This is a genomic window from Mycobacterium sp. 852002-10029_SCH5224772, from assembly GCF_001667315.1.
Lineage (GTDB): Bacteria > Actinomycetota > Actinomycetes > Mycobacteriales > Mycobacteriaceae > Mycobacterium.
In genome coordinates this window covers 94,092-116,109 of the sequence record NZ_LZHT01000074.1, presented here as the reverse complement: position 1 = coordinate 116,109, position 22,018 = coordinate 94,092, and the positions used below count along the sequence as shown (strand labels likewise).

Below are 22,018 nucleotides of genomic sequence, written 5' to 3'. Positions count from 1 at the left end.
CCGTCGCCTGACGGCGCAGAGCAGGCGCCCGACCCAGTGGGACGGAGAGCGCCGTTGGCTGGGATCGTGCGGGCCGGTGGCGAATCGCGGCGGATGGGCCGCGACAAGGCGACGGTCCCGGCATGTTCGGGTCGAAGCCCACCGCTTCGTCTGCGTGGGCGGTGGCCGACGGGATGGTCACAAGCGTGCCCGTGACCGCGGCAAGAATGAGCGTCTTACGAACGTTCTTCAATATCTTTCCTTTCGCGGTACGCGCGCGCCAAAGCAAGCCCACGCAGGTGGGCTGAAGCTGTTGGTTGAATGCCTGCTTTGGAACGTGCCGTCTTGGTCAGGCACGACAGCGGCGGGCCAGGTCTGCCCGGCGGGTTGTCACCCACCGCCCACGGTCGGGCTCTCGCCGTCCGTGGCGCCGCTCACACGCGGGTCCGTAGATTCAATTTTTTTGATTACTGTTCCGTAACCCGTTGCGGGCTAACAGGGACCGTAGAGAACGTCGGAGCATTCGTCATCTTCAGAAATCGGATATCTCGTTTGGGTAACGAGCCAATCACGCCGCGATAGCATGGCCATTTATGCAGGTCACGGTCGCCTTTCCGGCGGCGGCACGACGATCGCACACGCAAACAAATGGTGAGCCTAATCACGCGCATTTTGTGAGCTGGCGCACGTTTATTTGCGGTACTGGAGCGGATTGGCCGCGGCTACAACGGATCCGCCGCCTCGCGTCGCAGGCCGCGCAGGGTACCGCATGTCGGCCCCGCTTCGCGGGTCGCCACGGCGGGTAGGCCCCAAGAGGTCCCGTTGCGCTGTATTGCCGTTGTCTCACAGCGCTATTCGCTGGCGACAATCATGCCCAACCGCGTTGATCGAACTGGCCGCACGTATTGCCTTTTCCAGCAATGCCTTTAGATGAACCACGCACTGCGACAAATACTTTGGAGAGGATCAGCCAAGCGCCGACGCCGCAGCTGCGCAGGCGCGTGACCGCGAGCCGATCAATGCTCATCCATACCGACGCGCTCGGCCTTCATGCAGTCGAATTAGCCGGACCGGCCACGAATTTCCTTTGTGGCCGGTTCGCGCAAAAGGCCCAAGGCAGCGAGTGAGAGTTCCGAAAGTGGCCTCAAATCGTTGCTGCCCCAGCACATCACGACGCCCTACCCGATCGGCGGAGTCGACCCGGCCCGAATTGATCACGATGGGAGGGTGACGCGGAATTCGATCGAGATTTATGCATTTACCGCGCCGCCCCTTTTATGGACGTGGGCTTTTAGCCAACGAAAGAATTCCAACCGGTCCGATACGGCGCAGTGTTTGGCTCAGGCCTGCAGTTGCGCCAGAGCGCGCAGGTCGCTCTCCGAGTTGACGTTGGCCAGGAACCGCGATTCCGGCAGCACGATCTGCTGGGCGTCGGAGGCGTCGATCAACGCACGCATCGAGCGGGCGCCGGCGGCGACGAGGCCGTCGATTCGCTCAGCCAGATCGGTCCGGTACACCGCGGCGAGGTAGTGGCTGCGACCGTCCCACGGCAGCACGATTTCGGCATCGGTCTCGGTGGCCAGATGCATCAGGTCGTCGATCAAACCCGCTGACAGCAGCGGCATGTCGACGGCGCAGACGAAGGCGAACCGGGCGCCGGCCGTCGCCGCGGCGCGCAGGCCGCCTCCGGTCGCGGGCAGCGGCCCCTGGCCGCGCACTTCGTCGCGCAGCACGCGCGCCTGCACCTCGGGCAGCGGTTGCCCCGGTGCGGCCATCACGAAGACCGGGTCGCAGCGCTGTGCGACTACCCCGACGACGTATTCGAGAAGCGTGGGCGCCCCGCCGGGCCCCGGCAACGTCGCCTTGTCGCGGCCCATCCGCCGCGATTCGCCACCGGCCAGCACGATCCCTGCCAACGGCCCTGTCAGTCCCACTGTGTCGGGCGCCTGCTCTGCCACGTCAGTCGACGGTCCAGGTGTCGCGGCCACGCAACAGCGATTGCAGCGCGGCCGAGTCGAACGGCTTCGCCGACTGCGCCGCCTGGACTTGCGCGCGTGCCGCGTCGTCGTAGGTGGGGCGGCTGATATTGCGGAAGATGCCCAGCACCGTGTGCTCGAGGTTCTGATCCGACAGCCGTGACAGGGCGAAGGCGTAGGCCGAGTTGTCGCTGTGCGCGTCGTGCACCACGATTTCGTCGACGGACACGTCGGCGGTCTTGGCCACCTCCAGGCCGAACCCGGACTTCACCACGCAGTATTCGCCGTTGCCGCCGAACACAATTGGTTCGCCGTGCCGGACGTTGATGACCCGCTCCTCGGCGCCTTCCTTGCGCAGCGCGTCGAAGGAGCCGTCGTTGAAGATGGGGCAGTCCTGCAGGATTTCGACAACGGCGGCGCCGCGGTGCTCGGTGGCGGCGCGCAGCACCTCGGTGAGGCCGTTGCGGTCGGAGTCCAGCGCGCGGCCGACGAAGGTCGCCTCGGCGCCCAAGGCCAACGACACCGGGTTGAACGGGTGGTCCAACGACCCCATCGGGGTCGACTTCGTGACCTTGCCGACCTCCGAGGTGGGCGAGTACTGCCCCTTGGTCAGCCCGTAGATCCGGTTGTTGAACAGCAGGATCGTGATGTTGACATTGCGGCGCAACGCGTGGATCAGGTGGTTGCCCCCGATCGACAATGCGTCGCCGTCACCCGTGACCACCCACACCGACAGATCCTCGCGGGCCAGCGCCAGGCCGGTGGCGATGGCGGGCGCGCGGCCGTGGATCGAGTGAAACCCGTAGGTCTCGAGGTAGTACGGGAACCGGCTCGAGCAGCCGATACCGCTGATGAACACGATGTTCTCGCGGCGCAACCCGAGGTCCGGCAGGAAGTTGCGGATGGTGTTGAGGATGACGTAGTCCCCGCAGCCCGGGCACCAGCGCACCTCCTGGTCGCTGGTGAAGTCCTTGGACTTCTGGGGCTGGTCCTCAGCAGACAGCGTGGGGACCCCGTCGTTCTTGGTCAACTTCGCGGTCACACCGAGGTCTTTGCCCGCCAAATTGCCGATCAGGTCAGTCACGAGCGCCGCTCCTCCTCATCGCTTCGCTCTGCGTTGACGCCGGCGCGAATCATGCGCTGGCCCCAACCGTTGCCGCCGCCATTCTGGCGACCATCGTCTTGTCATTCTCGACTTCGGCCAACGTCCCGCCCAGCGCGGCGCGGATGACGCGGCCGATCTCGTCGGCCAGGAACGCGACACCCTGCACCTTGCTGACCGATTGCACGTCCACCAGGTACTTGCCGCGCAGCACCAACGCCAGTTGGCCCAAGTTCATTTCGGGCGCCACCACCTGCGGGTAGCGCCGCAGCACCTCACCCAGGTTGGCCGGGAAGGGGTTCAGGTAGCGCAAGTGCGCGTGCGCCACCTTGATGCCCTTGCGCCGCGCGCGCCGGCAGGCCTCACCTATCGGCCCATAGGAGCTGCCCCATCCGATCAGCAACAGCTCGGCGTCGCCGGTCGGATCGTCGACCTCGATATCGGGAACGGAGATGCCGTCGATCTTGGCCTGGCGCAACCGAACCATGAGGTCGTGGTTGACCGGCTCGTAGGAGATGTTGCCCGAGCCGTTCGCCGCTTCCAGACCGCCGATGCGGTGCTCGAGCCCGGGAGTGCCGGGAACAGCGAACTGCCGGGCCAGCGTCTCCGGGTCGCGCGCATAAGGCTGGAACGGTTCGTCCGGCTTGGCGAACACGTGGGTGATGCGCGGCAGCGTGCTGACGTCCGGGATGCGCCACGGCTCTGACCCGTTGGCGATTGCTCCGTCGGACAAGACGATCACCGGGGTGTGGTACGAGACCGCGATGCGCGCCGCCTCGAGCGCGGTTTCAAAGCAGTCGGACGGTGACCGGGGGGCGAGGATCGCCACCGGTGACTCGCCGTTGCGGCCGTACAACGCCTGCAGCAGGTCGGCCTGTTCGGTCTTGGTGGGCAACCCGGTCGAGGGCCCGCCGCGCTGAACGTCGACGACGAGCAGCGGCAGTTCGGTCATGACGGCCAGCCCGAGCGCTTCGGACTTGAGCGAAATGCCCGGCCCGGAGGTGGTGGTGACGCCCAGCGCGCCGCCGTACGAGGCGCCGATCGCCGCGCAGATGCCGCCGATTTCGTCCTCGGCCTGGAAGGTGAGGACGTTGAAGTTCTTGTGCTTGGACAGCTCGTGCAGGATGTCGGAGGCCGGAGTGATGGGGTAGCTGCCGAGCAGAACCGGGATGTCCGCCAGCTGACCGGCCGCGACGATGCCGTACGCCAAGGCGGTGTTGCCCGAGATCTGGCGGTACTCGCCCGTCGGCAGGGTCGCCCGGGACACCTCGTAGGTGGTGCCGAACGCCTCGGTCGTCTCGCCGTAGTTCCAGCCGGCCTTCAGCGCCAGCACGTTGGTCTCCGCGACCTCGGGCTTGCGCGCGAACTTCTCCCGGATGAACTTTTCGCTGGTTTCGATCGGCCGCCCGTACATCCACGACAGCAGGCCGAGCGCGAACATGTTCTTGGCGCGCTGACCGTCCTTCTTCGACGCGCCGATGGTCTCGACGGCCCCGAGCGTCAGCGTGGTCATCGCGACGGAATGCACGACATAGTCGGACAACTCGTCGGTCTCGAGCGGGTTGGTTACGTAACCCACCTTGGTCAGGTTGCGCTTGGTGAACTCGTCGGAGTTCGCGATCACCATGCCGCCGCGGGGCAGGTCACCGAGGTTGGCCTTGAGCGCAGCCGGATTCATCGCGACCAGGACATCGGGCCGGTCGCCGGCGGTCAAGATGTCATAGTCGGCGATCTGAATTTGGAAGGATGAGACGCCGGGCAGAGTGCCTGCGGGGGCGCGGATTTCGGCGGGGTAGTTCGGCTGGGTCGCCAAGTCGTTTCCGAAAAGCGCTGCCTCGGTGGTGAACCTGTCGCCGGTGAGCTGCATGCCGTCGCCGGAGTCCCCGGCGAAGCGAATGACGACCTGTTCGAGGCGCTGACGGGCAGATCCGTTCGGGGAAGCCCCGTTCTGTGAGTCTGATCCGGCTCCGCTGCCGTTCAAATCCACGTCTTTGCCCTCCATTTGTTCACCGGACAGACACCACGCGCAAACTAGATTACGCCCGTGAAAGTGACTTTCCGGCCGTCTCCGTTTGATGTCACTGGAAGTATCAATTATGGCACTGATTTCCAGTCGCCATCGCCGTCGCCGAGCCGTCATCTCGGCCGCATCCGCATCCAAAAGACGACGTCAGCGACGTCCTACTGATGAGTAGCACAGCAAACTGTGGCGTTGGTCACGTCGACGCTCGTGGCACCGGCAGCAAACACGCCGGGCGGTCGGCAATCGGCCCCGCCGGGGAGCTGGACGGACTTAGGCGCTCTTGTCGCGACGCTCGGTGCGCGACGGCTTGCGCGGCACGATCGTCGGCAACACGTTGTCCTGCACGGTCTCCTTGGTCACCACGACCTTGGCGACGTCGTCGCGGCTCGGGATGTCATACATCACCGGCAGCAGGACCTCTTCCATGATGGCGCGCAGGCCACGGGCGCCGGTGCCGCGGTGGATCGCCTGATCGGCGATCGCTTCCAAGGCGTCGTCGGTGAACTCGAGCTCCACGCCGTCCATCTCGAAAAGCCGGAGGTACTGCTTGACCAGCGCGTTCTTCGGCTCGGACAGGATCTTGACCAGCGACTCGCGGTCCAGATTGGTGACGGAGGCGACCACCGGCAACCGGCCGATGAACTCGGGGATCAGGCCGAACTTGATCAAGTCTTCGGGCATCACGTCGGCGAAGTGATCGGTGGTGTCGATCTCGGCCTTCGAGCGGACCTCGGCGCCGAAGCCCAGGCCCCGCTTGCCGACGCGCTCGTAAATGATCTTCTCCAGGCCGGCGAACGCCCCGGCCACGATGAACAGCACGTTGGTGGTGTCGATCTGGATGAACTCTTGGTGCGGGTGCTTGCGGCCGCCCTGCGGGGGAACCGACGCCTGGGTGCCCTCCAGGATCTTCAGCAGGGCCTGCTGCACACCCTCGCCGGAGACGTCGCGGGTGATCGACGGGTTCTCGCTCTTGCGGGCGATCTTGTCTACCTCGTCGATGTAGATGATGCCCGTCTCGGCGCGCTTGACGTCGTAGTCGGCGGCCTGGATGAGCTTGAGCAGGATGTTCTCGACGTCCTCGCCGACGTAGCCGGCTTCGGTCAGGGCGGTGGCGTCGGCGATGGCGAACGGGACGTTGAGCATCTTGGCGAGCGTCTGGGCCAGGTAGGTCTTGCCGCATCCGGTCGGTCCGAGCATCAAGATGTTGGACTTGGTCAGCTCGACGGGCTCGTGCCGCGAGTCCCGCCCCTTTTCCCCGGCCTGGATCCGCTTGTAGTGGTTGTAGACCGCGACCGCCAGCGTCCGCTTGGCGGTGTCCTGCCCGATCACATAGCCCTCGAGGAACTCCCGGATCTCGATCGGCTTGGGAAGTTCATCGAGCTTCACGTCGTCGGCGTCGGCGAGTTCCTCTTCGATGATCTCGTTGCAGAGATCGATGCACTCATCGCAGATGTACACACCGGGGCCAGCAATGAGTTTCTTGACCTGCTTCTGGCTCTTCCCGCAGAACGAGCACTTCAGCAGGTCCCCGCCGTCTCCGATGCGTGCCATGGTGCTTCAGCGCCTACTTCCTATTCGCCGTTTGTCTTCCCTGTCCCCGCATGTAGTCACCGACGCTACCCGCTTGATCGGGCCCGCCGCGACCATAAACGCCGAATCGCGCGCATGGTATTTGCGGGAGTTCATTGCCTCTTCCGTATGGAGGAAAGATATAGCCCGACAGTGCCCGTCCCTCGCGAAAGGCGCGCTTTGCGTGTCTTTGGCGTGTCGCAGTCGTAATGCGACTGAGTCCGGCGGCCGCCTGATTCCGCCTCCGGCGGAGGTGCCGACCCAACCCGAACGGTCACCCGAGGCCTGGGCGAACCCCCAAGCAATCACCCTACAGTGGCCACGTGGGTTTGGCCGTGGGTTTTACCTGGCCCAGCGGAACCGTGCTGCTCGATGGCGGGTTGGCCACCGGGCTCGAGGCGCGCGGTCATGACCTGTCCGACCGGTTGTGGTCGGCCAGGCTGCTCGCGGACGCCCCGGATGAGATCGTCGCCGTCCACGCCGCCTACTTTCGCGCCGGTGCCGCGATCGCGACGACGGCGAGCTACCAGGCGTCATTCGAGGGCTTCGCGGCGCGCGGACTGGATCGACACGAGGCCGCCGGGCTATTGCGGCGCAGCGTCGAACTCGCCAAGGCCGCGCGCGCCGAGGCCGGCGCTGCGGGTCTCCTCGTCGCCGCATCGGTCGGACCGTATGGCGCGGCGCTGGCCGATGGCTCGGAGTACCGCGGACGCTACGGGCTGTCGGTCGCGGGGTTGGCGCGATGGCATCGTCCCCGGCTGGAGACCTTGGCGGCCGCCGGTGCCGACGTGCTCGCATGCGAAACCGTGCCCGACGTCGACGAGGCGCAGGCGCTGGTCGAACTGGTGCGCTCGGTCGGGATGCCGGCGTGGCTGAGCTACACCATCGACGGCGCGCGGACCCGTGCCGGGCAACCGCTGGCCGACGCGTTCGCGGTGGCCGCCGGCGTCGACGAGATCGTGGCCGTCGGGGTCAACTGCTGCGCGCCCGACGACGTGCTGCCCGCAATCGCGAGCGCATCGGCGATCGGCAAGCCCGTCATCGTCTACCCGAACAGCGGGGAGCGCTGGGATGCCTTGCGGCACAGGTGGATCGGTCGGCCGCGCTTCAGCGCGGACCTCGCCTCGCAGTGGATCGCGGCCGGGGCCCGCATCGTCGGCGGCTGCTGCCGCGTCGGCCCCGCCGAGATCGCCGCGTTGCGCCGAGCGTGCAATCAGAGCGAAAAATCAGCCGAAAACTCGCCGTGAGTGCACGTTCGGTGAAAAGGGGCTAGGCGGACTGGGCGGAAAGCTTCCGGTATTCCAGCACGGTGTCGATGATCCCGTAGTCCTTGGCCTCTTCGGCGGTCAGGATCTTGTCCCGATCGGTGTCCTTGCGGACCGTCGCGGCGTCCTTGCCGGTGTGGCGGGCCAACGTGGTCTCCATCAGGGTGCGCATCCGCTCGATTTCGGCGGCCTGGATTTCCAGATCGGAGAACTGTCCCTGGATCACACCCTGCAGCGAGGGCTGGTGGATCAGCACCCGGGCGTTGGGCAGCGCCATCCGCTTGCCCGGGGTTCCGGCGGCCAGCAACACCGCGGCCGCCGAGGCGGCCTGGCCCAGGCACACCGTCTGGATGTCGGCCCGCACGTACTGCATGGTGTCGTAGATCGCCATCAGCGAGGTGAACCCGCCACCGGGCGAGTTGATGTACATGGTGATGTCGCGGTCGGGGTCCAGCGACTCGAGCACCAGCAGCTGCGCCATGATGTCGTTCGCCGACGCGTCGTCCACCTGGACGCCGAGGAAGATGATGCGTTCCTCGAACAGCTTGTTGTAGGGATTGGACTCCTTGATCCCAAAGCTGGAGTGCTCGATGAACGACGGCAGGATGTAGCGCGCCTGAGGCTGGGTTTCGGGGTTCATCGGGCTTCTCCATTGCTGATGTGGGCGGCGCGGGTGATGATGTGGTCGACGAAGCCGTATTCGAGGGCTTCCTGCGCGGTGAACCAACGGTCGCGGTCGGAGTCGGCCTCGATGCGTTCGATCGACTGGCCGGTGAATTCAGCGTTGAGCCGGAACATCTCCTTCTTGATGACGTGGAACTGCTCGGCCTGGATGGCGATGTCGGCCGCGCTGCCGGTCACCCCGCCGAGCGGCTGGTGCATCAGGATGCGGGCGTGCGGCAGCGCGTAGCGCTTGCCCTTGGTGCCCGCCGCCAGCAAAAACTCACCCATCGAGGCGGCCATGCCCATCGCGTACGTGGCGATGTCGCACGGCGCCAGCACCATGGTGTCGTAGATCGCCATCCCGGCACTGATCGATCCGCCGGGCGAGTTGATGTACAGCGAAATGTCCTTGGTGGCGTCCTCGGCGGCGAGCAGCAGAATCTGCGCGCACAGCCGATTGGCGATTTCGTCGCTCACCTCCGAACCCAGGAAAATGATGCGCTCGGACAGCAAGCGCTCATAGACGGAGTCCGTGAGGTTGAGACCCTGCGAGTTTGAACGCATGTCAGTCACGACCGGATTACCTGCTTTCTCGAGATCTGTCTTCACCGACACTAACCAACCGAGCCCGCCGTTTCGCGGCCACGCACCCCCGAAACGGGCGCGTTCGCTCACAGCGTCATCGCGCGGTCACTCCTCGGCGTCGGCCTCTTCCAACTCGCCCGCCGACTCGGCTGAGTCGGCCTCCGCGCGCTTGCCGAAGAACTCATCGGTGTCGACGGTGTTTCCAGCGGTGTCGGTGACCGTCGCCGCGCGGATCACCTCGGCGATGGCCAGCGCGCGGCGCACATCGGCGAACATGGACGGCAGCTGGTTGTTCTCCTGAAGGTAGGCCAACAGCTGCTGGGGCTCGATGCCGTACTGGCGGGAAGTCGCCACCAGCCGCTCGGTCAGGTCGTCCTGGCCGACCTGCACCTGCAGTTCGTCGGCCAGCGCGTCGAGCAGCAACTGCCGTTTGACGTCGGTCTCGGCGGCGGTGCGCGTCTCGGTCTCGAACTCCTCGCGAGACTTCCCCTGCTGGGCGAGCACTTCGTCGAGCTTGGAGTCGTCGTGGTCGAGGCTGTGCAGGGCGTTGTGCAATGCGCTGTCGACCTGCGCCTTCACGATCGCTTCGGGCAGCGGGATGTCGACCTGCTCGAGCAAGGTGTCGATGGCGGCGTCGCGAATGCTTTCGGCTTGCTGAGCGCGCTTGGTCTGGCCGACCTGGTCGCGCAGGTTCGACCGCAGCTCGTCGATGGTGTCGAACTCGCTGGCCAATTGAGCGAACTCGTCGTCGGGCTCAGGCAACTCGCGCTGCTTGACCGACTTGACCGTAACGGTCACCTGCGCGTCCTGGCCCGCGTGCTCGCCGGTGGCCAACTGCGCGGTGAACTCCTTGGATTCGTCGACGGACAAACCGACCAGCGCTTCGTCGAGGCCCGCGATGAGCCGGCCGGAGCCGACCTCGTGGGACAGCCCCTGCGCGGCGGCTCCCGGCACCTCTTCGCCGTTGATGGTGGCCGACAAGTCGATGGAGACGAAGTCACCGTCGGCGACCGGCCGCTGCACTCCGGTCAGGGTGCCGAATCGGCTACGCAGAGACTGCAGTTCGGCGTCGACGTCGTCGTCGCTGACCTCGATGGAGTCCACCGAGATGGTCAGGGAACCCGGGTCCGGCAGGGTGAGCTTGGGGCGGATGTCGACCTCGGCCGTGAACGCCAGCTCCTCGCCGTACTCCTTCTTGGTGACCTCGATCTCGGGCTGGCCCAGCGGGTGTACCTCCGACTCGGCGACCGCCTGGCCGTACCGCGCGGGCAGCGCGTCGGTGACGACCTGATCGAGCATCGCCTCCCGGCCGAAACGGGCCTCCAGCAACTTCGCCGGCGCCTTGCCCGGCCGGAAGCCCGGCAGACGCACCTGCCTCGCCAACTCCTTGTAGGCCCGCTGGAAGTCCGGCTCGAGTTCGGAGAAGGGGACCTCCACATTGATGCGCACCCGGGTGGGGCTCAACTGCTCGACGGTGCTCTTCACGGGTGTGCTCCTCGGTGCTCGTTCCTGGTGGTCGGTGGGCCGTGCGCAGCGCACGGGCCGGTCGTGCTGGTCGGGGTGACAGGATTTGAACCTGCGGCCTTCCGCTCCCAAAGCGGATGCGCTACCAAGCTGCGCTACACCCCGCGCTGACCTCGATGATCCTAAGGCCCCGCGAAGCGCGGTCCGTCACAGGCTTGGCAGCGACCTCGCGGAACTCACGGGGTGATCACAAAGCCGCGTCGATTAGATTTGATCTTCGTCGCCAGCTACAGTCACGCTCGACTAATACATGCGGGCGTAGCTCAATGGTAGAGCCCTAGTCTTCCAAACTAGCTACGCGGGTTCGATTCCCGTCGCCCGCTCGGGCTAACCATCTGCTCGATAGAGAGGCGCCATGAGCGACCTGACGACGGACGCGTCGATTCATGGCTCGTGCGCGCCGGACTTCGTCGGGGTTCGCGACGTGTTCGAGCGAAATTTCACTCTCGGCGACGAAGTCGGCGCGGCCGTCGCGGTGTGGGTGGACGGGTCTCTCGTCGTCAATCTGTGGGGTGGCTGGGCCGACGCCGCCCATACGCGGCCATGGCAGCAGAACACCCTGACCACCGTGCTGTCCGGCACGAAGGGCCTGTCGGCCACCTGCGTGCACCAACTGGCCGACCGCGGCGAGCTGGACCTGCAGGCCCCGGTGGCCCACTACTGGCCCGAGTTCGCCCAGGCCGGCAAACAAGACATCACGCTGGCGATGGTGATGAGCCACCGGTCGGGCGTGATCGGGCCCCGCACCCGGATGCGTTGGGAACAGGTCGCCGACTGGGACTACGTCTGCGAACAGCTGGCCGCGGCCGAGCCCTGGTGGGAGCCGGGCACCGCGCAGGGCTATCACATGACCACCTTCGGTTTCATTATGGGTGAGGTGTTCCGCCGGGTGACGGGCCGCACGATCGGCCACTACCTGCGCACCGAGATCGCCGAACCGTTCGGCGCCGACGTCCACATCGGGCTGCCGCTGGCCGCACAACACCGCTGCGCCGAGCGGATCAACAAGCCGCACGCCCGGGACCTGCTGGCCGACGCGAAGGCCCCCGGGTACCCGACCAGCCTGGCCGAGCACCCCAAGGCGGCGCTGTCCATCTCGATGGGGTTCGCCCCCGACGACGAACTCGGCTCACACGATCTGAGCCTGTGGCGCGAACTCGAGTTCCCTGGGACCAACGGGCAGGTGTCGGCGTTGGGGTTGGCGACGTTCTACAACGCGCTCGCCCAGGAGAAGGTGCTCAGTCGCGAGCACATGGACCTGGTGCGCGTCTGTCAGGGTGGGCTGGACACCGATTTGGTGCTGGGGCCGCGGGTCGCCGACCACGGCTGGGGCCTGGGATACATGCTCAACCAGCGGTGCGTCAACGGGCCCAACCCGCGGATCTTCGGCCACGGAGGGTTGGGTGGCTCGTTCGGATTCGTCGACTTGGAGCACCGCATCGGTTACGCGTACGTGGCGAATCACTTCGACCCCACCAAGGCCAACGCGGATCCGCGCAGCCTGGTCCTCAGTAACGAGGTCTACTCCGTGCTGGGTGTCCTCTAGCGACGGCGTCAGTGGCCGCCGCCACCGCCTCCGCCGCCGTGTCCGCCACCGCCGCCGGGTCCGCCCCCGCCAGGCCCACCCGGTCCGCCGGGCCCACCCGGTCCACCGGGTCCACCCAGTCCACCGGGACCGCCGGGTCCCCCCGGGCCGATGTACGGATTAGGTCCGGGCCCACGCCAGTTGTCATGGCAGTGCCCGTTGTCCCAGTTGTCGCCCCAGCCGGGGTCCCAGAAATCCCCAGGGCACCATTGCGGGAACGGGCCGGGCTGCGCCTGCGCGTCGCTCGCGACGCCCAGCCCTGCCAGCCCGAGACCTGCTATTGCGGAAATCGTTGCAGCTGATCGAGCGAGAGTCTTCATGGAGACAGCAATGCCCGCGCAGATTGAACTCAAACCAGAGAATTGGGCGCTTCCGCCGTCATTTCTGGCATGTCGGGCACCAAAAAACGTTGCGGCCCTCCAGCACGGTCGTGCGTATCAGGTCTCCGCACACCCGGCAGGGATCGCCGCTACGCCGGTAGACGTAGGTGCGCGGCCGGTCGGGCCGATACGACGGCGCCCCGTGATCGTGTTCGGGCCGCACCACGATGATCTTGCCCCGGCGCAAACCCACCTTCATCAGGGCCACCAGATCGGTCCAGGCCGCATCGAACTCTGCCTCGCCGATGTCGCGGCCCGGGCGGAATGGGTCGATGCCGTGGCGGAACAGCAACTCGCTGCGATAGACGTTGCCTACGCCGGCCATGACGGTCTGATCCATCAATAGCGCGCCAATAGGCCTGCGAGACTTGGTAATCCGCTTCCACGCCCACGACGGATCGGCATCGCCGCGCAACGGGTCGGGGCCCAGGCGGGCCACCACGTCACTGACCTGTCCTTCGTCGATGACTTCGCACACCGTCGGGCCGCGCAAGTCCGTGCCGTAGTCGGCGCCGATCATGCGCATCCGCACCTGCCCAACCGCCTCGGGAAGCGACCCGTCGTCGGGACGTTCCCATTCGGTGAAGGCGCCGTACAGGCCGAGATGCACGTGCACGATCGGACCGCCGGCGTAGTGGTGAAACAGGTGTTTGCCCCAGACGCTGGTGCGCTGCAGCACCCGGCCGTCGACCACCGCGGCCGAATCAGCGAAGCGGCCCTGCGGACTGGACACCGACACGGGCGCGCCGGCGTAGCGGCGTTGGTGCAGCCGGGCCAGCCGGTGCAGGGTATGCCCTTCGGGCACGCGCAGACCTTTCCGGCGTCAGCCCGGGGCGCCGGGTACCGGCGGGGCTTGGTGGGTGCGTTCGTATTCGGCGAGGATGTCGATACGCCGTTGGTGGCGTTCGGCTTTCGACCATGGCGTGGTCACGAAGGCGTCGACGATGGCCAGCGCCTCCGCCAGGGTGTGCATGCGACCGCCGATCCCGATCAGCTGTGCGTTGTTGTGTTCGCGGGCCAGGGTCGCGGTTTCGACGCTCCAGGCCAGCGCGCATCGGGCACCGGGAACCTTGTTGGCGGCGATCTGCTCGCCGTTGCCCGACCCGCCCAGCACGATGCCCAAGCTGTCCGGGTCGGCCACCGTGCGCGTCGCGGCGGCGATGCAGAACGCCGGGTAGTCGTCGTCGGCGTCGTAGGTGAAGGCGCCGCAGTCGATCGGCTCGTGGCCGGATTTGCCGAGGTGCTCGATGATCTGCTGCTTGAGCTCGAATCCGGCGTGGTCAGAGCCGAGGTAGACGCGCATGCCCGCAATCCTTACACAGCCGCGCGGCGCGTCCGCCCGAGCGGTCTAGTCGAATTCGGGGTTCTCGGTGCGGCTGCGCTTGAGCTCGAAGAAGTGCGGGTAGGACGCGAAGGTCACCGAGGCGTCCCACAGCTTGCCCGCTTCCTCGCCGCGCGGAATCTTGGACAGCACCGGCCCGAAGAACGCCACATCGTTGACGTGGATGGTCGGCGTGCCGACGTCGTCGCCGACCGCGTCCATGCCGGCGTGGTGGCTCTTGCGCAGCGCCTCGTCGTACTCGTCGCTGTTCGCGGCCTCCGCCAACTCGGCCGGCAGGCCCACGTCGGCGAGCGCCAGCTTGATCACGTCCTCGAGTTCCTTGTTGCCCTCGTTGTGGATCCGCGTTCCCATCGCTGTGTACAGCGGAGACAGCACCTCGGCGCCGTGGGCCTGCTCGGCGGCGATCGCCACCCGCACCGGACCGAAGGCCTTGGCCAACCGTTCGCGGTATTCGTCAGGCAGACCCTCGCGGTTTTCGTTGAGCACCGCCAGGCTCATTACGTGAAAGTTCACCTCGATGTCGCGAACCTTTTCCACCTCGAGGATCCAGCGCGAGGTGATCCACGCCCACGGGCACAGTGGGTCGAACCAGAAATCGGCTTTGTTCTTCGCGGGCGCGTTGTCAGGCATGTCCGGTCCTCTCGTCGGTTGGAAGTCTGATCTGCACAACCGTAGGCCTCTCGCTCCTGTTCCCGGTTTGCCCGACCCGTAGGTTGGACACGTGGCACTCCCCAACCTGACCCGCGAACAAGCTGTCGAGCGCGCCTCCCTGATCACCGTCGCCAGCTACCAGATCGACCTCGATCTCACCGACTCCCACGGCGGTCCCGGCGAACGGACCTTCCGCTCGGTCACCACGGTGGTGTTCGACGCGCTCGCCGGCGCCGACACGGTCATCGACATCGCCGCCGACACGGTGCGCGGCGCCACGCTCAACGGCCGCGATCTGGACGTCTCCGGATACGACGAATCCACCGGCATCGCCTTGCGCGGACTGGCCGACCGCAACGTCGTCGTGGTGGACGCCGACTGCCGCTACTCCAACACCGGTGAGGGTCTGCATCGGTTCGTCGACCCGGTCGACAACGAGACCTACCTGTACTCGCAATTCGAAACCGCCGACGCCAAGCGCATGTTCGCCTGCTTCGATCAGCCCGACCTCAAGGCGACCTTCGACGTGCGGGTGATCGCACCCAAGCACTGGAAGGTGATCTCCAACGGCGCGACGGTGTCGGTGATCGACGGCCTGCACACGTTCGCCACCACCCCGCGGATGAGCACCTACCTGATCGCCCTGATCGCCGGCCCGTACGCCGAGTGGAAGGACACCTACACCGACGAACACGGGGAAATCCCGCTGGGCATCTACTGCCGGGCGTCGCTGGCGCAACACATGGACGCCGAGCGGCTTTTCACCCAGACCAAGCAGGGATTTGGCTTCTACCACAAGAACTTTGGGCTGCCCTACGCGTTCGGGAAATACGATCAGCTGTTCGTCCCCGAATTCAATGCCGGCGCAATGGAAAACGCGGGCGCGGTGACCTTCCTGGAGGACTACGTCTTCCGCAGCAAAGTCACCCGGGCCTCCTACGAGCGGCGCGCCGAGACCGTGCTGCACGAGATGGCGCACATGTGGTTCGGCGATCTGGTCACCATGGCCTGGTGGGACGACCTGTGGCTGAACGAGTCGTTTGCGACCTTCGCCTCGGTGCTGTGTCAAAGCGAGGCAACCGAATTCAGGGAGGCCTGGACGACGTTCGCGACCGTCGAGAAGTCGTGGGCCTACCGCCAGGACCAGTTGCCCTCGACCCATCCGATCGCGGCCGACATTCCGGACCTGGCCGCCGTCGAGGTGAACTTCGACGGCATCACCTACGCCAAGGGCGCGTCGGTGCTCAAGCAGCTGGTCGCCTACGTCGGGCTGGAGCACTTCCTGGCCGGGCTGCGCGACTACTTCCGCACCCACGCGTTCGGCAACGCCACATTCGACGATCTGGTCGCCGCGCTGGAGAAGGCGTCCGGACGCGACCTGTCCGACTGGGGTCAGCAGTGGCTGAAGACGACGGGGCTGAACACGCTGCGGCCCGATTTCGACGTCGACGGCCCGGGCGCCGGCGGCAAGTTCACCCGGTTCGCGGTGACCCAAAGCGGCGCCACCCCGGGAGCCGGTGAGACTCGGGTGCACCGGCTGGCGATCGGCATCTACGACGACAACGGAACCGGAAAGCTGGTCCGCGTCCACCGCGAGGAGCTCGACGTCGAGGGCCCTGTGACGGAAGTTCCTGCACTGATTGGGGTTTCGCGAGGCCAACTGGTTCTGGTCAACGACGACGACCTGACGTATTGCTCGTTGCGGCTGGACGCCGAGTCGCTGCGCACCGCGCTGCAGTGCATCGCCGACATCGCTGAGCCGTTGCCGCGCTCGCTTGTCTGGTCGGCGGCCTGGGAGATGACCCGCGAGGCCGAACTACGGGCCCGCGACTTCGTGGCCCTGGTGGCGGGCGGCGTGCACGCCGAAACCGAGGTGGGGGTGGCGCAGCGGCTGTTGCTGCAGGCGCAGACGGCGCTGGCGTCCTACGCGGAGCCCGGCTGGGCGCGCGAGTACGGCTGGCCGCAGTTCGCCGACCGGTTGCTGGAATTGGCGCGCGCCGCGCAGCCCGGCTCGGATCACCAGCTCGCCTTCGTCAACACGTTGTGCTCGTCGGTCCTGTCGAGTCGCCACGTGGTGACGTTGGCGGACCTGCTCGACCGCGACCCCGCGGAGTTGGGATTGCCCGGCCTCGAGATCGACACGGACCTGCGGTGGCGGATCGTCACGGCGCTGGCCACCGCCGGCGAGGTCGACGCCGACGGACCCGCCACACCGTTCATCGACGCCGAGGTGCAGCGCGACCCGACCGCCGCCGGCAAGCGGCACGGCGCGCAGGCCGCGACGGCGCGGCCCCAGCTGCAGGTCAAGGAGGACGCCTGGACCACGGTGGTCGAGGACGACACCCTGGCGAATATCACGGCCCGCGCGATCATCGCGGGCATCGCCCCGCCGGCGCAGCACGACCTGCTCAAGCCGTTCACGGCGCGCTACTTCGAGGCGATCTCGGGCGTGTGGGCGCGTCGATCCAGCGAAGTGGCCCAAACGGTGGTGATCGGCCTGTATCCGCACTGGGACATCAGCGACGACGGCATCGCCGCGGCGGACAGGTTCCTATCCGACCCCGAGGTGCCGGCCGCGCTGCGCCGCCTGGTGCTCGAGGGCCAGGCCGGGGTGAAGCGTTCGCTGCGGGCACGCCATTTCGACGCCGCTGAATAGGGTGCGAGCGTGCGTGTTTAGGCACCGACACGCCGCAGCTGAGGTACAACTGCGGACGCTCGACGAACGGGTCAGGCCGGGGAAATCCCGGCGCTGAGCACGCGGATCGCGCTGACCAGTCCGTCCACCAGATCGCCCCGCTCGAATGCCGAAGAAGCGGCCGCAACGCCCAGCGGCGCGGCCGACTCGGCGCCGCGACCGCGGACCGCGGAACCGTAGACCACCTCGATGACCTTCTGGTCGGGCGAGACCGCCAGCAACACGGCGTTGTCCGGCGTCGGCACGCCAGCCAGGATTTCGCGGGCTCGCGCCGCCGTGTCGCTGCCCAGGTCGCCCAGGTAGATGGCAAAACGCGTCTTGGAAGCCCGTGACCCGAATTTCAGCGCGTCGTCCACCGCGACGAGGTCTTTGGTGGGAAACGGGAAATGCACCGACAATTCGCCGGGCTCGGTGACCCCGGAGACCCGTCCGCTGGTGGTGATCACCCAGCCGTGGGGCAGCTCGGCGGGTTCCCTCGTCGCTACCTCACCACGTGCCACTGGCGCCACCTCCAACTGAGAATTCCGACCGGCCGTGCCCATCGCCGTGGCCGCCGAGGTCTTCACCGACGGCGGCCCACAGGATCGGCGGATGCGTCCACTTCTCGCCCAGCTTGTAGATCGCCGGGTGCGGGCCCTTGTGGGACCAGATCAGCACCGACAGCGCGACCACCAGCAGCAGTGGTATTCCGACGATGATCAGGTGGAGATGCATAGGACTCACGACGCAAACCGTATCCCACCAAGCGATCTACTGGCGCGCCCGGACACCAGAATGTTGCTCAGGCAGCGCCTTCGCCGAGGTATCGGGCCCAGGCCGGGTCCAGCTCCTTGACCGTCGACAGCAGCCGCCAGTGCTGCCCCGTCGGCGGCATCGGTGGCCGGCGCAATGCCCAGCCGAGCTCGCTGAGCAGCTTGTCGCCCTTGCGGTGGTTGCAGGTCGAGCAGCAGGCGACGCAGTTCTCCCAGGAATGGTCACCGCCGCGGCTGCGTGGCACCACGTGGTCCACGGTGTCCGCCTTCGCCCCGCAGTAGGCGCAGCAGAACCGATCCCGGTGCATCAGCGCGGCGCGGGTCATCGGGACGCGCGCCCGGTAGGGGACGCGGACGTAGGACCGCAGCTGGATCACCGACGGCATCACGATCGAACTGGTTGCGGAGTGGATGACCGGGCCGGTCGGGTCGTGGTGCACCACGTCGGCCTTGCCGCAAATCACCATGACGATCGCGCGCCGCATCGGCAGCGCGGTCAGCGGCTCGTAGGTGGAATTCAGCAGCAGCACCCGCCGACGACTCCAGATGGAAGCGCCCTCCGGGCGGCCGGCCGGATGGATTTCAACACTGTGCAGCGATGACACGGGTGTGGGCCCGGTTAACCCTGCCGCGGCTACCTGACTGCGGTGGCTGCGGCGTCTTTTGCCCTGCGCCATAAATCCTCCGCGAACAGTCCACCATGATTCGTCGCCAATCGCACCCCTATGGCTGGTGAAACGCCGTGTCGAGGCGGTGAACAGCAGGAGCTCGGTCGGGCCGCCTCCGATCGCCACCGCGACGATGCCCCACAATGGACGGCGATGGATGAGGTAGCACAGTCCTTTTACGATGCGGTCGGCGGCGCCGAGACTTTCCACGCGATCGTGTCCCGCTTTTACGCCCAGGTTCCCGAGGACGAGATTCTGAGGGAGCTGTATCCGCTGGACGACCTCGACGGCGCCGAAGAGCGCCTGCGGATGTTCCTCGAGCAGTATTGGGGCGGCCCGCGCACCTACTCTGACCGGCGCGGGCATCCCCGGCTGCGGATGCGTCACGTCCCGTTCCGGATCACTCCCCTGGCGCGCGACGCGTGGCTGCGGTGCATGCACACGGCCGTCGCCTCCATCGATTCGACGACGCTCGACGACGAGCACCGCCGCGAGTTGTTGAGCTATCTGGAGATGGCCGCCGACTCGCTCGTCAACTCGTCGTTCTGATGCCCAGCGAACCGAACGGAGCAGCCATGAGCCCGGCAGCGTGGTGGTCGAGTGCGGTGTTCTACCAGGTGTATCCGCGGTCGTTCGCCGACAGCGACGGCGACGGCGTCGGCGATCTGGATGGGCTGACGGCCCGCCTGGATCACCTCGAGCGACTCGGCGTGGACGCGATCTGGCTCAACCCGGTCACGGTCTCCCCGATGGCCGACCACGGCTACGACGTCGCCGATCCGCGCGACATCGACCCGCTGTTCGGCGGGATGGCCGCCATCGAGCGCCTGATCGCCGCGGCGCACCGGCGGGGCATGAAAATCACCATGGACGTGGTGCCCAACCACACCAGTTCGGCCCATCCGTGGTTTCAGGCGGCGCTGGCCGCCGGCCCGGGCACCGATGCCCGGGAACGGTATTTCTTCCGCGACGGCCGCGGCGCGGGTGGGGAGCTGCCGCCCAACAACTGGACCTCGGTCTTCGGCGGGCCGGCGTGGACCCGGGTGGTCGAACCCGACGGCCATCCCGGCCAGTGGTATCTGCATCTGTTCGACACCGAGCAGCCGGACCTGAACTGGGAGCACCCGGACGCCTTCGACGACTTCGAGAAGACGCTGCGCTTCTGGCTGGAACGCGGCGTGGACGGCTTCCGCATCGACGTGGCGCACGGCATGGCCAAGCCGGCCGGGCTGCCGGATTCGCCGGACGTCGAGTCCAAGGTGTTGCAGCACACCGACGACGACCCGCGGTTCAACAACCCGAGCGTGCACGACATCCACCGCGACATCCGCAGGGTGATCAACGACTATCCAGGGGCGGTGACCGTCGGCGAGGTCTGGGTCACCGACAACGCCCGCTGGGCGCAATATCTGCGGCCCGACGAGCTGCACCTCGGGTTCAACTTCCGGCTGACGCGGATCGACTTCGACGCCGTCGAGATCCATGACGCGATCCAGAACTCATTGGCCGCCACCGCGCTGGAAGACGCCATCCCGACCTGGACGCTGTCCAACCACGATGTCGGCCGGGAAGTCACCCGCTACGGCGGTGGCGATCTGGGGCTGCGCCGGGCCCGCGCGATGGCGATGGTGATGCTCGCCCTGCCGGGCGCGGTGTTCATCTACAACGGTGAGGAACTGGGGTTGCCCGACGTGGAGCTGCCCGACGAGGTGTTGCAGGACCCGACGTGGGAACGCTCGGGGCACACCGAGCGTGGCCGCGACAAATGCCGGGTGCCGATTCCGTGGTCGGGCTCCGACCCCCCGTTCGGATTCTCGTCTTCGCCCGACACCTGGTTACCGATGCCGAAAGAATGGGCGGCGCTGACCGTCGAAAAGCAGGGCGCCGACCCCGACTCGACGCTGTCGTTCTTCCGGCGGGCGATCGAATTGCGCAAGCGGCGAGGGGAATTCGACGGCGACGGTGTCGAGTGGCTGGAGGCGTCCGGCGGTGCGGTGATCTTCCGGCGTCCCGGCGGCTTGGTGTGCGCGCTCAACAGCGGCGAACAACCCGTGCCCCTGCCGGCCGGCGAGCTCATCCTGGCGAGCGCGCCACTGCTCGACGGGAAGCTCCCCCCGGACTGCGCGGCGTGGCTGGCCTAGCTCCGCTCGGGGTTGATGGCGTGAGCCCCGGTAGGCGTTTCGCGGCGCACTGCTCTATATGTTGTGCATGACTTCCTACGAGTGGGCAGTGATCGGTGCCGGACCGGCGGGCATCGCCGGGGTGGGGAGGCTGCTGGATCACGGGATCGCGGCCGAAAGAATCGCCTGGATCGATCCTGCGTTCGCCGGCGGAGACATCGGCCAAAAGTGGCGGTCGGTGTCGAGCAACACCCACGTGGGGCTCTTCCTCGAATATCTCCACGGCTCCAAGTCATTTCGGTTCAACGAGGCGCCCCCCATGCCGCTGCGGGAAGTCGACCCCCAGGAGACCTGCGCACTGGGTCTGGTCGCCGAACCCTTGGTGTGGATCACTGGGCATCTTCGCGAGCGGGTCACCACCTTCACGACGACCGCAACCGCGCTGTACCTGGAAAACCGGCGGTGGCGGATCAAGACGGAGCAGGACGACATCGTCTCCACCAACGTGATCCTGGCAGTCGGGGCGGCCGCCAAAAAGCTCTCCCACCCCGGGCTCGATGAGATTCCGGTGGAGGTCGCCCTCGATCCCGAGAAGCTCGCGCGAGAGCCACTGCAGTTCGCGACGATCGCCGTGTTCGGCTCATCGCACTCGGCCATGATCGTGCTGCCGAATCTGTTGCGCCATCCCGTCAAGCGGGTGATCAACTTTTACCAGAGACCACTGAAATACGCTGTGTACTTTGATGATTGGATTTTGTTTGACGATACCGGCCTGAAGGGCCAAGCGGCGGAGTGGGCGCGGGAGAACATCGACGGGGTGCTTCCGGAACGACTGGAGCGGTGCTGGGTGTCGAGCCCGGAGTTCTCCGAGCGACTGGCCCGGTGTGAGCGGGTGGTCTATACCGTCGGCTTCGAACGCAGAAAGCTGCCCGAGACACCGCAGTGGGGCCAGCTGGACTACAACCGCACCAACGGAATCCTTGCCCCCGGCTTGTTCGGGGTGGGCATCGCGTTTCCCCAATACGCGCAAGACCCCTACGGATACGGGCAATTCCGGGTGGGGCTGAAGAAATTCATGGACTATCTGGATGCCGTTCTCCCGCTGTGGTTGCGCTACGGTCCCTGATGCCCACCACCGC

At 66.6% G+C, this 22,018-nt stretch carries 19 protein-coding genes, 2 tRNA genes and 1 pseudogene; 8 read left to right on the top strand and 14 right to left on the bottom strand.

Annotated elements, in window-relative coordinates; translation table 11 throughout:
* Positions 1-36 precede the first annotated feature (36 nt).
* A pseudogene (locus A5775_RS25425) lies at positions 37-132 on the top strand (molybdenum cofactor guanylyltransferase); the annotation flags it as partial.
* Positions 133-1,319: 1,187 nt separating this feature from the next.
* Here the strand turns inward: A5775_RS25425 and mobA are convergent.
* The 4 genes from mobA to clpX form a co-directional block, all read right to left on the bottom strand.
* Positions 1,320-1,937: a molybdenum cofactor guanylyltransferase gene (gene mobA, locus A5775_RS12620; protein ID WP_067252486.1), complete on the bottom strand. Its 618-nt coding sequence runs from the start codon at positions 1,935-1,937 to the stop codon at positions 1,320-1,322.
* Between the two features lies 1 nt (position 1,938).
* A complete protein-coding gene (locus A5775_RS12615) occupies positions 1,939-3,039 on the bottom strand; it encodes a 2-oxoacid:ferredoxin oxidoreductase subunit beta (RefSeq protein WP_067252484.1) in 1,101 nt (366 codons plus the stop codon).
* Between the two features lie 49 nt (positions 3,040-3,088).
* Positions 3,089-5,044, bottom strand: coding sequence for a 2-oxoacid:acceptor oxidoreductase subunit alpha (locus A5775_RS12610; protein WP_156660682.1), 1,956 nt, complete (start codon positions 5,042-5,044; stop codon positions 3,089-3,091).
* Positions 5,045-5,350: 306 nt separating this feature from the next.
* Positions 5,351-6,631: an ATP-dependent Clp protease ATP-binding subunit ClpX gene (gene clpX, locus A5775_RS12605; RefSeq protein ID WP_067252479.1), complete on the bottom strand. Its 1,281-nt coding sequence runs from the start codon at positions 6,629-6,631 to the stop codon at positions 5,351-5,353.
* Positions 6,632-6,972: 341 nt separating this feature from the next.
* Between clpX and mmuM the strand changes: the two genes are divergently transcribed.
* Entirely contained in the window at positions 6,973-7,896 is a 924-nt protein-coding gene (gene mmuM / locus A5775_RS12600; protein ID WP_231995169.1) for a homocysteine S-methyltransferase, read from the top strand.
* A gap of 22 nt (positions 7,897-7,918) precedes the next feature.
* On the opposite strand, the gene clpP2 is transcribed toward mmuM, so the two are convergent.
* The 4 genes from clpP2 to A5775_RS12580 form a co-directional block, all read right to left on the bottom strand.
* Positions 7,919-8,554 (bottom strand): ATP-dependent CLP protease proteolytic subunit ClpP2, encoded by a 636-nt coding sequence (clpP2, locus tag A5775_RS12595; RefSeq protein WP_067171181.1) that lies wholly within the window; start codon positions 8,552-8,554, stop codon positions 7,919-7,921.
* Complete coding sequence (gene clpP1, locus A5775_RS12590; protein ID WP_067252476.1) at positions 8,551-9,141, bottom strand: ATP-dependent CLP protease proteolytic subunit ClpP1; 591 nt, start codon at positions 9,139-9,141, stop codon at positions 8,551-8,553. The genes clpP2 and clpP1 overlap by 4 nt, the downstream gene beginning before the upstream one ends.
* Positions 9,142-9,267: 126 nt before the next feature.
* Positions 9,268-10,647, bottom strand: coding sequence for a trigger factor (tig, locus tag A5775_RS12585; RefSeq protein WP_067252472.1), 1,380 nt, complete (start codon positions 10,645-10,647; stop codon positions 9,268-9,270).
* Between the two features lie 67 nt (positions 10,648-10,714).
* Positions 10,715-10,791 (bottom strand) — tRNA-Pro (locus A5775_RS12580).
* A gap of 147 nt (positions 10,792-10,938) precedes the next feature.
* Here A5775_RS12580 and A5775_RS12575 point away from each other — a divergent pair.
* Positions 10,939-11,009, top strand: a tRNA-Gly gene (locus A5775_RS12575).
* A gap of 32 nt (positions 11,010-11,041) precedes the next feature.
* Entirely contained in the window at positions 11,042-12,232 is a 1,191-nt protein-coding gene (locus tag A5775_RS12570; protein WP_067252470.1) for a serine hydrolase domain-containing protein, read from the top strand.
* A 417-nt stretch (positions 12,233-12,649) separates the two neighbouring features.
* On the opposite strand, the gene A5775_RS12565 is transcribed toward A5775_RS12570, so the two are convergent.
* From A5775_RS12565 to A5775_RS12555, 3 genes are read right to left on the bottom strand one after another with little or no spacing between them, the layout of a single operon-like run.
* Positions 12,650-13,456, bottom strand: a complete 807-nt coding sequence (locus tag A5775_RS12565; protein ID WP_067252468.1) for an Fpg/Nei family DNA glycosylase — start codon at positions 13,454-13,456, stop codon at positions 12,650-12,652.
* Positions 13,457-13,474: 18 nt separating this feature from the next.
* On the bottom strand, positions 13,475-13,954 hold the full coding sequence (locus tag A5775_RS12560; protein WP_067252466.1) for a ribose-5-phosphate isomerase: 480 nt from the start codon (positions 13,952-13,954) through the stop codon (positions 13,475-13,477).
* 45 nt (positions 13,955-13,999) lie between these two features.
* Entirely contained in the window at positions 14,000-14,623 is a 624-nt protein-coding gene (locus A5775_RS12555; RefSeq protein ID WP_067252464.1) for a DsbA family protein, read from the bottom strand.
* A 91-nt stretch (positions 14,624-14,714) separates the two neighbouring features.
* Here A5775_RS12555 and pepN point away from each other — a divergent pair, with 91 nt between their 5' ends.
* Positions 14,715-17,300 carry an aminopeptidase N gene (gene pepN, locus A5775_RS12550; protein ID WP_067252462.1) on the top strand — a complete coding sequence of 862 codons (2,586 nt, stop codon included), beginning with the start codon at positions 14,715-14,717 and terminating at the stop codon, positions 17,298-17,300.
* Between the two features lie 71 nt (positions 17,301-17,371).
* Here the strand turns inward: pepN and A5775_RS12545 are convergent, their stop codons facing one another.
* The 3 genes from A5775_RS12545 to A5775_RS12535 all read right to left on the bottom strand — a co-directional run bounded on the left by A5775_RS12545 (position 17,372) and on the right by A5775_RS12535 (position 18,768).
* Positions 17,372-17,839, bottom strand: a complete 468-nt coding sequence (locus A5775_RS12545) for a DUF5130 domain-containing protein (protein WP_067252460.1) — start codon at positions 17,837-17,839, stop codon at positions 17,372-17,374.
* Positions 17,826-18,053: a hypothetical protein gene (locus A5775_RS12540; protein ID WP_067252458.1), complete on the bottom strand. Its 228-nt coding sequence runs from the start codon at positions 18,051-18,053 to the stop codon at positions 17,826-17,828. The genes A5775_RS12545 and A5775_RS12540 overlap by 14 nt, the downstream gene beginning before the upstream one ends.
* A 67-nt stretch (positions 18,054-18,120) precedes the next feature.
* Entirely contained in the window at positions 18,121-18,768 is a 648-nt protein-coding gene (locus A5775_RS12535; protein ID WP_067252509.1) for an HNH endonuclease, read from the bottom strand.
* A 144-nt stretch (positions 18,769-18,912) separates the two neighbouring features.
* Here A5775_RS12535 and A5775_RS12530 point away from each other — a divergent pair, with 144 nt between their 5' ends.
* From A5775_RS12530 to A5775_RS12520, 3 genes are all read left to right on the top strand, one after another.
* Positions 18,913-19,308, top strand: coding sequence for a globin (locus A5775_RS12530; RefSeq protein WP_067252454.1), 396 nt, complete (start codon positions 18,913-18,915; stop codon positions 19,306-19,308).
* Positions 19,308-20,900 carry a glycoside hydrolase family 13 protein gene (locus tag A5775_RS12525; RefSeq protein WP_369827827.1) on the top strand — a complete coding sequence of 531 codons (1,593 nt, stop codon included), beginning with the start codon at positions 19,308-19,310 and terminating at the stop codon, positions 20,898-20,900. Before A5775_RS12530 ends, A5775_RS12525 begins: the two co-directional genes overlap by 1 nt.
* Positions 20,901-20,988: 88 nt before the next feature.
* The gene (locus A5775_RS12520) at positions 20,989-22,005 is read left to right on the top strand and encodes a pyridine nucleotide-disulfide oxidoreductase (RefSeq protein WP_067252508.1); all 1,017 of its coding nucleotides are present in this window, start codon (positions 20,989-20,991) and stop codon (positions 22,003-22,005) included.
* Positions 22,006-22,018: the final 13 nt, after the last annotated feature.